At 65.3% G+C, this 13069-nt stretch carries 7 protein-coding genes and 8 pseudogenes; 5 read left to right on the top strand and 10 right to left on the bottom strand.

Annotated features, from left to right (window positions below; genetic code table 11):
• Positions 1 to 41: 41 nt before the first annotated feature.
• Positions 42 to 263 (top strand): annotated as a pseudogene (locus ACSHXN_RS45060) (helix-turn-helix domain-containing protein); the annotation flags it as partial.
• A 44-nt stretch (positions 264 to 307) separates the two neighbouring features.
• On the opposite strand, the pseudogene ACSHXN_RS45055 reads toward ACSHXN_RS45060, so the two are convergent.
• Positions 308 to 1478, bottom strand: a pseudogene (locus ACSHXN_RS45055) (IS3 family transposase).
• Positions 1479 to 1604: 126 nt separating this feature from the next.
• Here ACSHXN_RS45055 and ACSHXN_RS45050 point away from each other — a divergent pair.
• A protein-coding gene (locus ACSHXN_RS45050; protein ID WP_438306891.1) for an IS5 family transposase occupies positions 1605 to 2395 on the top strand; the annotation gives its coding sequence in 2 pieces (ribosomal slippage) (positions 1605 to 1920 and positions 1920 to 2395; 792 coding nt in all).
• A gap of 15 nt (positions 2396 to 2410) precedes the next feature.
• Here ACSHXN_RS45050 and ACSHXN_RS45045 read toward each other — a convergent pair.
• Positions 2411 to 2857 carry an SRPBCC family protein gene (locus ACSHXN_RS45045; RefSeq protein WP_438306737.1) on the bottom strand — a complete coding sequence of 149 codons (447 nt, stop codon included), beginning with the start codon at positions 2855 to 2857 and terminating at the stop codon, positions 2411 to 2413.
• Positions 2858 to 2936: 79 nt separating this feature from the next.
• Here ACSHXN_RS45045 and ACSHXN_RS45040 point away from each other — a divergent pair.
• A pseudogene (locus tag ACSHXN_RS45040) lies at positions 2937 to 3919 on the top strand (RNA-guided endonuclease InsQ/TnpB family protein); the annotation flags it as partial.
• A 36-nt stretch (positions 3920 to 3955) separates the two neighbouring features.
• Here the strand turns inward: ACSHXN_RS45040 and ACSHXN_RS45035 are convergent.
• The 7 genes and pseudogenes from ACSHXN_RS45035 to ACSHXN_RS45005 all read right to left on the bottom strand — a co-directional run.
• Positions 3956 to 4099, bottom strand: a pseudogene (locus ACSHXN_RS45035) (transposase); the annotation flags it as partial.
• Positions 4072 to 4662 (bottom strand): annotated as a pseudogene (locus tag ACSHXN_RS45030) (transposase); the annotation flags it as partial. The pseudogenes ACSHXN_RS45030 and ACSHXN_RS45035, both read right to left, overlap by 28 nt.
• 505 nt (positions 4663 to 5167) lie before the next feature.
• A complete protein-coding gene (locus tag ACSHXN_RS45025) occupies positions 5168 to 6517 on the bottom strand; it encodes a metallophosphoesterase (RefSeq protein ID WP_438306736.1) in 1350 nt (449 codons plus the stop codon).
• A 6-nt stretch (positions 6518 to 6523) separates the two neighbouring features.
• Positions 6524 to 7372 (bottom strand): GNAT family N-acetyltransferase, encoded by an 849-nt coding sequence (locus ACSHXN_RS45020; RefSeq protein ID WP_438306735.1) that lies wholly within the window; start codon positions 7370 to 7372, stop codon positions 6524 to 6526.
• Between the two features lie 947 nt (positions 7373 to 8319).
• Positions 8320 to 9156, bottom strand: a complete 837-nt coding sequence (locus tag ACSHXN_RS45015) for an N-acetyltransferase family protein (protein ID WP_438306734.1) — start codon at positions 9154 to 9156, stop codon at positions 8320 to 8322.
• Positions 9153 to 10076 carry an alpha/beta fold hydrolase gene (locus ACSHXN_RS45010; protein ID WP_438306733.1) on the bottom strand — a complete coding sequence of 308 codons (924 nt, stop codon included), beginning with the start codon at positions 10074 to 10076 and terminating at the stop codon, positions 9153 to 9155. The genes ACSHXN_RS45015 and ACSHXN_RS45010 overlap by 4 nt, the downstream gene beginning before the upstream one ends.
• A gap of 66 nt (positions 10077 to 10142) precedes the next feature.
• Positions 10143 to 11096 (bottom strand): RNA polymerase sigma factor, encoded by a 954-nt coding sequence (locus ACSHXN_RS45005; protein ID WP_438306732.1) that lies wholly within the window; start codon positions 11094 to 11096, stop codon positions 10143 to 10145.
• Positions 11097 to 11675: 579 nt separating this feature from the next.
• On the opposite strand from ACSHXN_RS45005, the pseudogene ACSHXN_RS45000 reads away from it, so the two are divergent.
• Positions 11676 to 12004, top strand: a pseudogene (locus ACSHXN_RS45000) (transposase); the annotation flags it as partial.
• On the opposite strand, the pseudogene ACSHXN_RS44995 reads toward ACSHXN_RS45000, so the two are convergent.
• A pseudogene (locus ACSHXN_RS44995) lies at positions 11999 to 12761 on the bottom strand (transposase family protein). The pseudogenes ACSHXN_RS45000 and ACSHXN_RS44995 sit on opposite strands and share 6 nt — an antisense overlap.
• Positions 12762 to 12874: 113 nt before the next feature.
• On the opposite strand from ACSHXN_RS44995, the pseudogene ACSHXN_RS44990 reads away from it, so the two are divergent.
• Positions 12875 to 13066: pseudogene (locus tag ACSHXN_RS44990) on the top strand (IS3 family transposase); the annotation flags it as partial.
• Between the last annotated feature and the right edge of the window lie 3 nt (positions 13067 to 13069).

Below are 13069 nucleotides of genomic sequence, written 5' to 3'. Positions count from 1 at the left end.
TAGTGTGATCTTCGAAGCTGACCAGGGAGGGGGTGGGCGGGATGATCCGTGCGTACACATTCCTCATGCGGCCCACCGTGGGCCAGGCGGGCGCGCTTGCCGAGATGCTGCGTGACCACTGCTCTCTCTACAACGGGGCTTTGCAGGAACGCCGCGGCGCCTACCGGCACACCTCGAAGACCACGGTCCGCTACGGGCAGCAGTCCGCTCAGCTCAAAGACATCCGTTCCTTCGATCCCGAGCGTCAGGGGAGTTGGTCGTTCTGAGGGGCCCTGCGCTTCTCGGACAGCGGTGTTGAGGGTTCTCCTTATGCCGCTGCCTGCAACTCCTCGTACTCGGCGTGGACTTCTGCGGGAGTCTTGTAGCCGAGTCCGGAAAGTGGAGGCGTTTTCGATTGTAGAACATCTCGATGTAGCGGGCGATCGCCCGGTGGGCATGTGCGCGTGTTGGGAACGCAGTTCGGTGCACGAGTTCGTTCTTGAGGGCGCCAAAAAATGACTCAGCCATCGCATTTTCCCAACAGACACCGGTGCGGCCGACCGACGCCCGCAGGCCCAACGAGCTGAGCTTGCAACGAAGTTCCCGAGACGTGTATTGACTGCCGCGATCGGAATGGAATATGCAGCCTTCGGCGAGGTCGATGTTCCGGGCCGCCATATCGAGTGCATCCGATATGAGAGAGGTCTTCATGTGGTCGGCCATCGCCCAGCCGACTACAGCTTTGGTGTGGCAGTCGATGACGGTCGCGAGATACAGGAACCCGGCCCAGGTGTGAACGTAGGTGATATCGCTGACCAGTTTGCGCCCGGGAGCGTCAGCGGTGAAGTCACGGGCCAGCAGGTCGGGCGTGGCCGGCGCCGCATCATCGGCGATCGTGGTCGCCCGCCAGGGCCGCGGCTGGCATGTCACCAGGCCGAGCTCGCGCATCAGCGCGCGGACCAGTTCTGCTCCGGCCTGCACGTTCATCCGCTGGAGCGCGGCGTGGACACGCCGGTAGCCGTAGGTCTCCTGCGAGTCGGAGAAGACCTGGAGAATGACGGCCCTCAGTTCCGCACGGCGCTTCGCGGTGGCCGACAATGGCCTCGATCTCCAGTGGTAGAAGCCCGACGTGGATACTCCTGCCCAGGTGCACATCTGCTGCACGGGAAAGTTGTCGGCCTCGCCGTCGATGAACTCGTACTTCTCCGTCACCGGTATTCCTGGGCGAAGAAGGCCGCCGCTTTTCCCAGGAACTCGGTCTTCATGCGGAGTTCCCGGTTCTCGCGTTCCAGCTCGCGCAGGCGGGCGCGTTCGCTGATGTTCAGGGGAGGCTCCTCCCTGGCGTGCTCTTGCCGGTACCGGCTGACCCAGGTGCCCAGCGTTCCCTCGTTCACTTGTATCTCTCGGGCGACCTCGGCGATCGGGCGGGACTCCACGACCACCATCTTGACCGCCTCGTCCCGAAACTCAGGACTGAACTTCCTACGCTTCTGTGCCACGTGCTCTCTCCGCCGTTCCGGACTTCGATCCTATGAGCTCGTAACAGGATCTTGTTGGGGTGCCCTGGTCGGGCGTGACCGATGTGATGATCTGGCCGTTCGTGTCGTGTGACGACTCGGCCGTGGATCGTGGATGACGACTTGTGGGTGCGGATCGAACCGCTGCTGCCGCCTTGGCCGGAGCGGTCACCAGGGCCGAGGCCGGTGCCGGACCGGCTGTGTCTGCAGGGCATCTTGTACGTCCTGTACCAGGACATCGCCTGGCAACTTCTGCCCCTGGAGCTGGGGTTCGGCTCCGGACAGACCTGCTGGCGGCGCCTGGACCGCTGGCAGAAGGCCGGGGTCTTCGAGCGGTTGCACCGCCTCCTGCTCGCCGAGCTGAACACGGCTGGCGAGCTCGATTGGAGTCGCGCATGCGTGGACGGCTCCCACGTCCGCGCGAAAAAGGGGGTGCCGCGACCGGTCCGTCGCCGGTCGACCGCCGGAAGACGGGCAGCAAACACCACCTGATCTGCGACGGGAAGGGCACTCCGTTGCACGTGATCACCACAGCGGCCAACGTCAACGACATCACCCAGACCATCAACCTGGTCGACGGCATCCCGCCCGTCGCCGGACGGCCCGGCCGACCCAGGCGGCGCCCCGAGTCCGTCCTCGGGGACAAGGCATACGACTCGAAGGCCGTGCGCCTGGAACTGCGCCGCCGGCGGATCCTGCCCGTCATCTCCCGCAAGGGCGCCCCGAACATCAAGGGTCTGGGCAGGCTCCGCTATGTCGTCGAGCAGACCTTTGCCCTGCTCCACCAGTTCAAACGCCTCGCCGTCCGCTGGGAACGCCGCCCCGAACTCCACGACGCATTCCTCTCCTTGGCCAGCAGCCTGATCTGCTGGCGGCGGCTCAAGAAGACCGGATCATGAACCTGGCACAGGCTTCTAGGAGTGTCGGCTCACGATTGAGTTGGCGTATGAAGCCAGATCGTGGACCAAAACCTGCAGGCGCCGTCTCCTGAGCATGTCCAGAAGGGGGAGGGCATGCCGGTAGGTCGCTGACCAGGTGATGTCGGTGCCGCCGTGGGGTGCTCGGGCCACGTCCACAGACCCCCGATGAGAAGCGAACAACCCTGCGGCCTGTTCGTAGCTGAACCGCTGGTCGGGAACCATCTCGACGATGCGCTCGCGGCAGCACACCCGTCCAAGGCGAGAACGGATAGTGCGGAGATCACCTACCCGTGCCGGTCGTTCGACTCCCGCGGGCAACGCCCACTCGACCTCGTAGTACGAGGTCCACGACGGCCAGGATTCTGCATCCAGGAGCGCGGCGTAGACGAGAGCAGCAGGCACCGATGAGTGCGAGGTAGCAGTAACAGCAAGGGACGACACCCAACAAGGCTAGACCGCGTCTCACCATGATCGTGTTACGAGCTCTAAGGGGACCGCTGTCCGAGAACTTCGGGGCGCCTCATTCTCAAGTCAGCAGGCCACCTTGCGCCGGCTGGACAAGGCGTTCGCTGCGTTCTTCCGGCGCGTGAAGGCCGGTGACAAGTCGGGATATCCGCGTTTGCGGTCGGGCAGGCGGTTCGACACCGTGGACTTCCCCAAGGACGGCGACGGCTGCCGCTGGGATTCAACCCCGCACGATCCGATCACCCGCGTGCGCCTGCAAGGCGTCGGGCACGTCAAGGTCCACCAGCACCGTGCGGTGATCGGCAAGGTCAAGACGATCAGTGTGAAGCGGGAAGGGCGCCGCTGGTACGTCATCCTGACCGCCGAGCAAAGCGCGCCCAAGCCGCTTCCCGCGACCGGCAGCGTGGTCGGCGTCGACATGAGCGTAGCCAACTTCCTTGCCGACTCAGGCGGTGGGTTCGTGTCCAACCCCCGCCACGGCGCCAAGGCCGCCGCCCAGCTCGAAGCCGCACAACAGGTCCTCGCCCGGTGCGAGCGAGGGTCCAAGCGCCGCCGCAAGGCGGTCGAACGCGTCGCGACCCTGCACCGCAAGGTCCGCCGTCAGCGCCTGGACCACGCACACAAGGCCGCTCTCGACCTCGTGCGGGAATACGACTTCATCGCGCACGAAGACCTCAAGATCCGCAACATGAGCAAGGCCCCCGCACCGAAGCCGGACCCCGAACAGCCGGGCGTGTTTGTGCCCAACGGGGCCGCCGCGAAGGCCGGACTCAACCGCTCGGTCGCTGATGCCGGATGGGGGTGTTCCTCGCGATCCTGGCCGCCAAGGCGGAAGGAGCCGGACGGCAAGTGATGGCGGTGGACCCCCGTAACACCTCACGGCAGTGCCCCGAATGCGGGCACACCGCCAAGGAGAAACGGCCCACCCAGGAAAAGTTCCACTGCCTCTCGTGCGGCCACTCAGCGCACGCGGACACAGTGGGCGCGATCAACGTTCTACGGTCCGGGCTGGTCCGTCGCAACGCCAACCCGGCATAGCGAGAAGCCCCCTCATCCATGAGGGGGAAGAGTCACGAACCCGTAACAGGTCCGCCAGGGCGTGAAGTCCATGGGCAGGGCCCGCCACGTGCATCCGGTATCCACGACATAGCGGATCGCGTCCACGATCTCCCGGCGAGGGTGCTTCTCGGGACGGCCGCCCGCCTTCGTATGGGGCGGTTCGCCACCGCACCGTCGCGAATTTTCACGTTCACGCAGTCCACGAACAGGACCGGATGGACTAGATCGAGCGGCCGCGTGCGCCAGTCGGCCGTGACGCCCAGGCCTCGTCCGTGATCGTGGAGACCGTCTCCTTGGACGTCTCCATGCCGTACGTCCCGACGTGATGCGCGACGATTTCCCCGGAGGTGAGCCCTTCCGCGGTCAGCGACAGGACTATCTTCTCCACGCCGCCGGTGTGGCGTGCGTACTTCGGCAGCAGGCCGGAGGCGAAGGTGCCCAGCCGGTCCCGGGGGAACCTGCACCACCACACTGCCGGCCTCCGGCATCACCTTCCGCGACCGGTAGCCGTTGTGGGCATTACCCCCGGACCGCGAGCCCCGGCCGCCGGTGCAGCCAGTCTCCTCGGCCAGGTGCGGGTCCGTCTCCGCCTCGACGGCGGCCTGCATCAGGTGCCGGATGAGCTCGACCAGCAGGCCGCCCTCGCCCATCAGCCGCAGTTCGCCGTCACGGACCTTGTCGGCGGCGAGCTCGGCCAGCTCGTCGAACAGAGCGGGGCTCAGCCCGTGCGGGCCGCCGCTTCCCGACTCGCTGCCGTCGTCTTCGATGCCACACCGGCACCGTCAACGACCTCATCCGACACCGCAACCGACATGCCGTCAGCGTCCTCGACCAGGTGACCGTTCTCCGCGTCCATTAGGGGTCTCTTCTGAGCAGGTGCCCACCTGATTCATGACACTCCTTCGAACCGTTGCCGCGTCCGCAACGCCCGACGGGCAGAGCGGGACAGCCGTTGAACGAGTAGTTGTGGAACCTCACATGGGCTGGGGCGCGCGGCGGCCGCAACCGAACTGAACCGGTCAGTCGGTGAGATGGGTAGTACCTTGCGGGACGCGGCGAAGGCCGGAGCCGCGCAAGCCGCTGCCGCCGCGCACGTTGACGCTGAATCCGTACGAGGAGGGCCGGTGGTAACAGTGACGCTGCTGGCGCCCCTGGCCCTGAGCGAGGCGGCCACGCCGCCGCCAACGGGCATTCGCCCCGGTCGCTGGTGGCGCTGGGGACGCCTGCTCAGGCCCGGCGGGACGCCAGCTCGATCACCGTGATGTCCGAGGGGGCGCCGACGCGTGTTGGCGGGCCGGCGGCGCCGGCTCCCCGGCTGACATAGAGCTGTGTGTCTCCGTAACGCTCTAGGCCAGCCACGGTCGGGCTCATCAGGTTCGCGAAGATGTTGGCGGGCCAGAGCTGGCCGCCGTGGGTGTGGCCGGAGAGCTGGAGGTCGACGCCGTGACTGACGGCGTCGTGGATCACGACCGGCTGGTGGGCGAGGAGCACGCACGTGCGCGTTCTGTCCCGGTCACCGAGTGCTCGGGCGAAGTCGGGGCCCTGGCCATCGCTTTCGCCCTCGATGTCGTTGACACCGGCGAGGTCGAAGTGGGGGAGTTCGGTGCGGGCGTTCTCCAAGGGGCGCAGGCCCAGGCGGTGTACCTCTTCCACCCACTGCTCGGCTCCCGAGTAGTACTCGTGGTTGCCGGTGACGAAGAACGCGCCGTGCCGGGCCCGGAGCTCGGCGAGCGGTGCCACCGCGGGGCCGAGGTCCGGCACGCTGCCGTCCACCAGGTCGCCGACCAGGGCGATGAGGTCGGGCTGCGTGCCGTTGATCGTGTCGACGACCTTCTGGGCGAAGCTGCGGCCTAGAACTGGGCCCAGGTGGATATCGCTGACGACCGCGATCCGGTAACCGTGCGCTGCGCGCGGGAGCTTGGCCACCGGGACAGTGACTCGCTTTACATTCGGACCACGCAGAACGCCGTATGTGCCGTAACCGACAGTCCCCACGGCGGCTGCGGCGGCAGCACCGGCGACCACCCTGGAGACGAAGAGGCGACGAGAGGGAACGGCGAGGGAGCCGGACGGCTCGACAGGCCCCACGGTGCGGGCTACCAGTTGCGGGTCAGTCATGGGCACAAGGGACGTGGACGTCGTGTGCGAGATGGCGGGCGACGCGGTCACGTCGGCCGACGTGGTGATCGGTGACACGGCCGGGGTTACTCGCGTCGGTACCGGCTTCGGCGCTGATACGGCTTTCTCGGCACCCGCCCGTTGTTCGAACCACCGCCGCAGCAACGGGCGTACAGCTTCACCCGCCAACACCCCCAGCAGCAGGTATACCGATAGGACCAGCCACAGGTAACCCGGCCAGGCCAGGACCTCCTGGATCCGGAAGGGAGCGTCCGTCCACACACTAGCGAAGGTGCCGACCGTCAGTGCCCAGCCACCGCAAATCACCACCACACCTGCTCGACGCATGAACCCGGGACCTCGGGTCGTGTCGTGGAACAGCCGACGCCACACCAGCCAGTTGGCCGCCACCAGAGCGGACAACCCGAGCAGTGCGACCAGTACGAAGACGACGATCACGCGACACTATCCCTTCCGCGCCCGCGAGACGGCCTTCGGGGATGCACTCAAGCTCCCTGCGCGCTTCGGGGAGACGTTTGACTCCTGCGTCGGAGCGGAGAGCACCGAGAGGTACTCCTCGGTGTGGAAACCGGCCGACGCATACACGGGCTCACCCATTGCACTCGCGTAGAGGTAGGCCGTGGGGGCGCCGGAGGCGTAGCCCGCGCGCACCAGCTCCATGGTGACCGCCCACCCGTAGCCGCGGCGCCGGTGCCCCGGGAGCGTGGAGATGTTGAAGATGCCGTTGAGTTCACCGCGTACTGCCGTCATGCCCGTCCCGACCGGCACGCCGTCCACCTCCGCCAGGTAGAACGCGACCCCGTCCAGGCGGGCCACGGCCGGATCGTTGAGCATCGCGAACACCTCATGCGGCACCCCGAAGCCCTCCGCCATGACCTTGACGTACAGGCCGAGCTCAGCGGCTTCGATCGCACGCACCTTCAGAGAGCCGTAGGTCTGCTGCGCCGGCATCCCCTCCTCGGGTCGCCTGACCATGAGCGGAATTATCTCGAGGCGGGTCAGTCCGTGGCGCGCAGCCTCCTCTGCGACCCGCGGTCCGGGTACGCCACGGACCTGAATGCTCCACGGGACATCCCATCGCTCGGACTCCGCGAGCGCGGCGATGTCTTCCGCGAGCGGTTCGGGGCTGGGACTGATCACGAAGTTCAGCGAGGCGGCCGGCGCGCCGGGGACAGCCAGCAGGGCACCGTGGCGGCCTCTTCGGGCGCGTCCGGTGGTGACCTTCGCCAGGTCTTCCATGAGGTCGACGTAGGCCGCTGTGAACTGCCCCAGCGAGTCGTGGACATAAGTCATGGCTTGAAGATGTTCCTTTGGTTATTGCGTGACGGCTGGCCTGGGCCCGTTGTTGCATCACCCCACACGCACTTCTCCCGTCGCCCTTCCCAAGGGCCCTGGACCGGGGTGCAACTGAATGCGCGGGACGGCCCAACGCGGCAGGGTTCTGTTAGCACGACGCGATAGAGGTCGCCCCAACGTCTGCGGTGGGCGAGACTTGGAAACGATCCGGCGGCCAGACGTTGTTGACGACTAGCGACCCAGACGCAGCCGACCGGTCTCAGCCAGGGGATTACGTGAGGCACGAGGGCCTTTCTGGCCGGTGCAGGTGTCGCGATCTGCACCGACCCTGGAAGCCCTCACCCGTTCATGGCCCCACATCCGAGACCTGCATCATCCGTCCGCAACCGTGGAAGCGTGACGGCCCGCTGTTCTTCTGAAGTCGAAACGAACTCTCGGCAACGCGATATACGCGGGGCAGTCGACGCGAATAGGATTACGGAGGGAGATATGATCCGCTTACGTTGAAAGGGGCTGTTTTCACCAGTAATAGAGATCGTACAGACTGTTCCAGCTCAAGAAGCATCCAGATCGCACATGGTACTGCGCGCTGAGTTGGAGGCTTGCATACTCGCACTGAACTTTCGTCAGGTATGTTTGCGCGTAAGTACCATTGTCTGGGGCGTGGGGATTGGTGTCAGCGGCAGATGCCACCCCTCCAGTGAATGTTGTAGCTCCCACAAGAATTGCCGCCACCGCAGCCGTAGCTGCCCACCGCTTTATAATGCCAAACACGTTTACCCTCCAATGGGGATAAGAGTACCGGGGTGATGGAGGTTGCTGGGGCGAATGCATCGCCGTCGTAATTTCCGCCGTTGCCGCTATTATCTCTGCGGGTTTCCGTATTGCATGATGCCACCCCATGCGCATACGTAATCGCAGTGACAATCTCCGGACTGCTCCGGCTACTTGCGCCAGACCCAGGTGGGACGCTCGTACAGGGGCTCAAAACCGGCGCGAAGCATGTTATGGAGGGATGTGTTGTGTTCCCCGGGGTTTTCCGCCCCGGTCTCGGCGACCAGCCATCGGCAGCCTGCGGCCTCGGCAGCCCGTGCGCGGATGGTCAGCAGTGCCGATTGGGCGCCGCGGCCGCGGCTTGACGGGAGTGTTGCTGCGCCGAACATGTTCGCGCACTCTCCGTTGATGAAGAGGCTGCCGACCGCAATGATTCGGTCGCCGTCCCAGACGGCATACGGTCGCCAGTCTGAATTGCTCACACAGGACGCTGCCACGTCAGTCATGCCCGGCAGGCTGAAGCCGAAGGCGGCCATCATGACAGCGCCCCACTCGTTCGCCTGGTGTGGCTCAACCAAGCCAACACGCAGGCCGGGGGCGAGCGCCGCAATCCCATCGGTTGCGGACAACGCGCTCTGGATGTCGCAGCCCAGCTTGACGTAACGACGCCCGTCCGTGAGCTTCAACCGCGCGACAGTCGATGCCCAGTCAGGCGGCAACAGAGATGGCGCGATCATGAACGAGCCCTGAGATATGCCCTGCTTGCGATAGAAGTCGCAGACTTGCGCCAAAGCATCTGCTTTGAGTGGTCCACCTGAACCGAACCCGCCGGCCCGGTTGAAGAACTGGCTCGGGTCCTCGCGGATCACTAGCGCCAGAGCCGAGTCGATGGACAGGAAGTCGATCCCCAGCGCCTCCTGTACCGGCGCCGTCGCGCCCGTCACGAAGTCTGTGTACGCCTTGATCTCAGTCAGCTCGGCCAGGCTGAGCGGCACAGAAGTATTCATTCCCCATTTTCCGTTTTGTGGGCATAAACGAAGTCGATGACAGCGGAGGCGAATTCATTGGGTTGCTCGATGTGTCCGAAGTGGCCGCTTTCACGCAGTTCACAAAGGCGCGTATCAGGTATGCTGGCGTGTATCTCGTGTGCAAAGCGGGGTGGGCAGACGAAGTCGTAGGTGCCGACGATTACTAGCGCCGGCACGTTGATCGAGCTGAGTCGGCCTCGAACATCCCAAACGACTGGGATCCGGTTGGGATCGTAGGTGACCGCTATGGCGACCTGGCCTGTCCGTTTGACCGTCCGGCGGTAGTCGGCGAAGTATGCAGGCAGGATGCCATTCATGTATCGTCCGAATGACTCGGTGTCGATGATTTCCATCGTTCGTGACAGGTTGACGGCATCCCATATGCGTCCTGCCTCGACCGCCTCAGGCCGATCCGCCCAGCGCTGGACAAAGAAAGCCATCTCCTGGGTCGCGGCCTCTCTCTCGTTTCGCCCGTGCGCAGGCGCGGTGTCGTAGAGGATCAGCCCATCGAGACGGTCAGGATGGTCGAGGGCGAACTGAAGGGCGACAAAGCCACCGTGTGAATGACCGAGGAAGAACGCGGTGGATGTACCAATGTCGTCGAGTACGGCTTCGGCGAACCGCCCGTAGCGAGACATGGAGTAGTTCCCGTCCGGTAGTAGGGCGCTGTCGCCTGAACCGACCGGATCGAGGTACACCAAGGTGAGCTTCTCTTCCAGCTCGGGTATTCGAAGGTACGCCGGGTGCGCGCCCGGGCCTCCAGGGTGCACGAGGCACACGGGGCCCTTACCTGCGAGGCGGTAGACCTGACGTACCCCGTCGACGACGACGGTCCGTGCTTCACCCGCGGCGGCTCGCGCATGCCGTGCGCCCCTCGGCGCTTCCGCTATGTCATCCATACCTGCAAGATGCGGCGAGAGCCCGGAAAGTTCGATGGATCGCTGGATCTGTCTACCGGGTTCATCTCATCGGCTGCGGGGGTGGTGCAGGCGCAACTTGTTAACGCGGCCCTGGTTCAGCAAGTGCACCCACACGACGCCGGGCGGGCAGTGGAACGGGTTCTCCGGCGGGTTGAGCAAGGCAGTCTCCCAGATGATCACCTCGCGGCCGGCCACCACGTTGAGCAGCTTGTGGCGTACGCCGGCAGACATGTCACGCTCCCACGCGGCTGGCATATAGTCGATGCCCGTACGCTTGCCCGTTGGCCACATCACATTCGCCTGTGGTGACCAGTGGTCGGAAAGTATCGAGCCGATTCCGCTACGGTGCGCAGACGCCAGCATTTCCTCAGCCAATATGCGCTGGTGTGCGCTTAGGGCTGTGTCATCACCGTGCGCCGAGTTGGCCGAGCTCAATAGAGCGTTGACGAGCTTCGTGCGTGCCTGGTTGAGCCTGCTGCGCACGGTGCCGATCGGCAGGGCGCAGAGTGCCGCGATTTCCTGGTAGGACGTGACGTCGGTGAAATAGCGCAACAGCGTCACCAGCTGCAGAGTGGGGGACAGGTTCTGCAGCGCGCCCCAGACCCAGTCCCGCAACGCGTGCTGGTCGAGAACCTCCGCCGGGTCCGGCGGTGTTGGGTTTGACCGGTCCGCCTCAAAGGCTTCGCTCACTTCGGGCATGGGAATGGCCGACATCTTGCGCAGCTGGGCCCGGCACACATTGCGCACCACCATCCGTAGCCACGCACCGACCGCGTCCGGATCCCTAATGTCGCCTATCCGGCGAACCGCAATGAGCACCGCCTCCTGCACAGCGTCTTCGGCATCCTGGCTGTGACCGAGCAAAGCCAGCGCGACAGCATGCATACCTGCTCGATGTCTGGCAAGGAGCAGGCCTAGACAACTGGCATCACCCCCCTGCGCTGCGTGCAGCAGTTCGGAGTCCTTCGGGACTCCAACCAGCCCATGTTTTTTAACCATCTTTAAATATTAACCTCAGGCCCTTTCGACCATAAATGTCCGACCTGCGGGCCCGCTGCGGCCTCCTGAACCGTAGCATCACCGCCCAAAGCGGCAAGCGCTGCTCAAGACGTTCGGGCCACAGGCTGAAGCCGGCGGTGATGGGGGGTCTGCTGCACGATCAGATGACATCTGAACTGGCGTGCCCCATGGGGCGGGTGGGAAGGATGTCGTAGTGTCCAAGCCTTATCCGGAAGAGTTCGGCCAGTCGTGCGGGTTGCGAGGAACCGCGGGCCGGGTGTGACGGTCGAGCAGGTGGCCACCTGGCTGGAGCAGCCGATGACCGACGCCATGCTGGAGGAGGCGTATCGCGCGAACGCGCTGTTCGACGCGCACCGTGACGACCCGGAGTTCGGCTACCGATTCCTCGCCGACGAAGCGCGCGGTGCCGGGGCTGTGATGGCGGACCGCACCGCATGGCGGATCTGCCAGGAGAACAACTGGTGGAGCGTGTTCGGCAAGAAGCGCGGCAAGGGAAAGAAGGCCGGCCCGCCGGTGCACGACGACCTGGTCCGCCGTGACTTCAGCGCGACCTGCGCGAACCGGCTGTGGCTCGCCGACATCACCGAGCACACCACCGCGGTGAGGGCACGCTCTACCTCTGCGCGATCAAGGGCGCCTTCAGCAACAGGATCGTGGGCTACTCCATCGACGAGCGGATGAAGTCCCGCCTGGCTGTGACCGCCCTGGAAAACGCCGTGGCCAGGCGTGGAAACGTCGACGGCTGCATTCTGCACAGCGATCGCGGATCGCAGTTCCGCTCGCGGAAGTTCGTCCGGGCGCTGGACCGCCACCGGATGGCCCGCTCGATAGGGAGGGTCGGAGCTGCCGGCGGCCACGCGGCCCTTGAGCCCTTTCCATCTTCACTCTGGGCTGGTCAGATGAAGGGTGAGGGCGGCCTGGACGAGGCTGGTGATCCGGGTGGTCGAGCACCGCAGTTTGCGGAGGAGCCGCCAAGTGTTGAGGGTGGCGACGGCCTGTTCGACGAGGGCGCGGATCTTTGCGTGGGATCGGTTTACAGCCTTCTGGCCTGTGGAGAGGGTCTCCCACCGGTCCCAGCGCGGGATGCGGACCGTGCCGCCGGCGCCCTGGTAAGCCTTGTCGGCCGAGCACTTGATGTCGGCCTCGGCGGGGGCGTCGACGTTGCCGTGTTCGCGGGCCGCGCGGACGTTGTGGACGGTGCCGGGCGGGGCCGGTGAGGCCTACAGCAGTCGGCCGAAGGGGTCGGCGATGACCTGCAGGTTCATCCCGTGCTTCTTGTGTTTGCCGGAGTGGAACGGCCGGTGCGCGGCTATGCGGTCGATCGGCAGCACCGTGCCGTCCAGGATCACGAACGCCTTCACCGGCGCGGTCCGCACCGCGTCGGTGAGGCTGGGGTGAGGGCGGTCAGGAGTTGGACAGCCTCGGTGACCTAGCGGTAGGCCGTGGTGGTTCCGACGCCGAACCGGCCGCGAGTTGGGCATACGTGTGTCCCACTCGCAGATGGGCGAGTGTCAGCAGGGCCTGATGGCCGGCGCTCAGGCGCCGCCGACGAGAACCGATCGCACGGCGGTGCCGCCGCAACTGCTGGGTGAGGAAGCGGAGGGCAGAGCTGGACACGTCGATGCCCGACGGGTAAACAAGCACGTGAAGCCTCTGGTGGAGACGGTTCTCTTGGTCGAAAACCCATCTACCAGGGGCTTCACCATGTTGTCATCCCAACTGCGTACGTCAGAAGCAGGTTGGAAAGGGCTCATGGATCCTTCTTCGGCCTGCTGCAGAAGAACGTCCTCGACCGCTGCGTCTGGGCTACCCGTGAAGAACCGCGGATCGCGACCGTGACCTGGATCGAGAGGACCTACCACCGACGCCGCAGACAAGCCGCGCTCGGCCGGCTGACCCCCATCGAATTCGAGACCGTCATGACTACACCGGCCCTCCAGGCCGCGTGACCG

It is taken from the genome of Streptomyces sp. HUAS TT11 (genome assembly GCF_051553595.1).
GTDB lineage: Bacteria > Actinomycetota > Actinomycetes > Streptomycetales > Streptomycetaceae > Streptomyces.
This window is presented reverse-complemented; position numbering and strand designations above follow the sequence as displayed.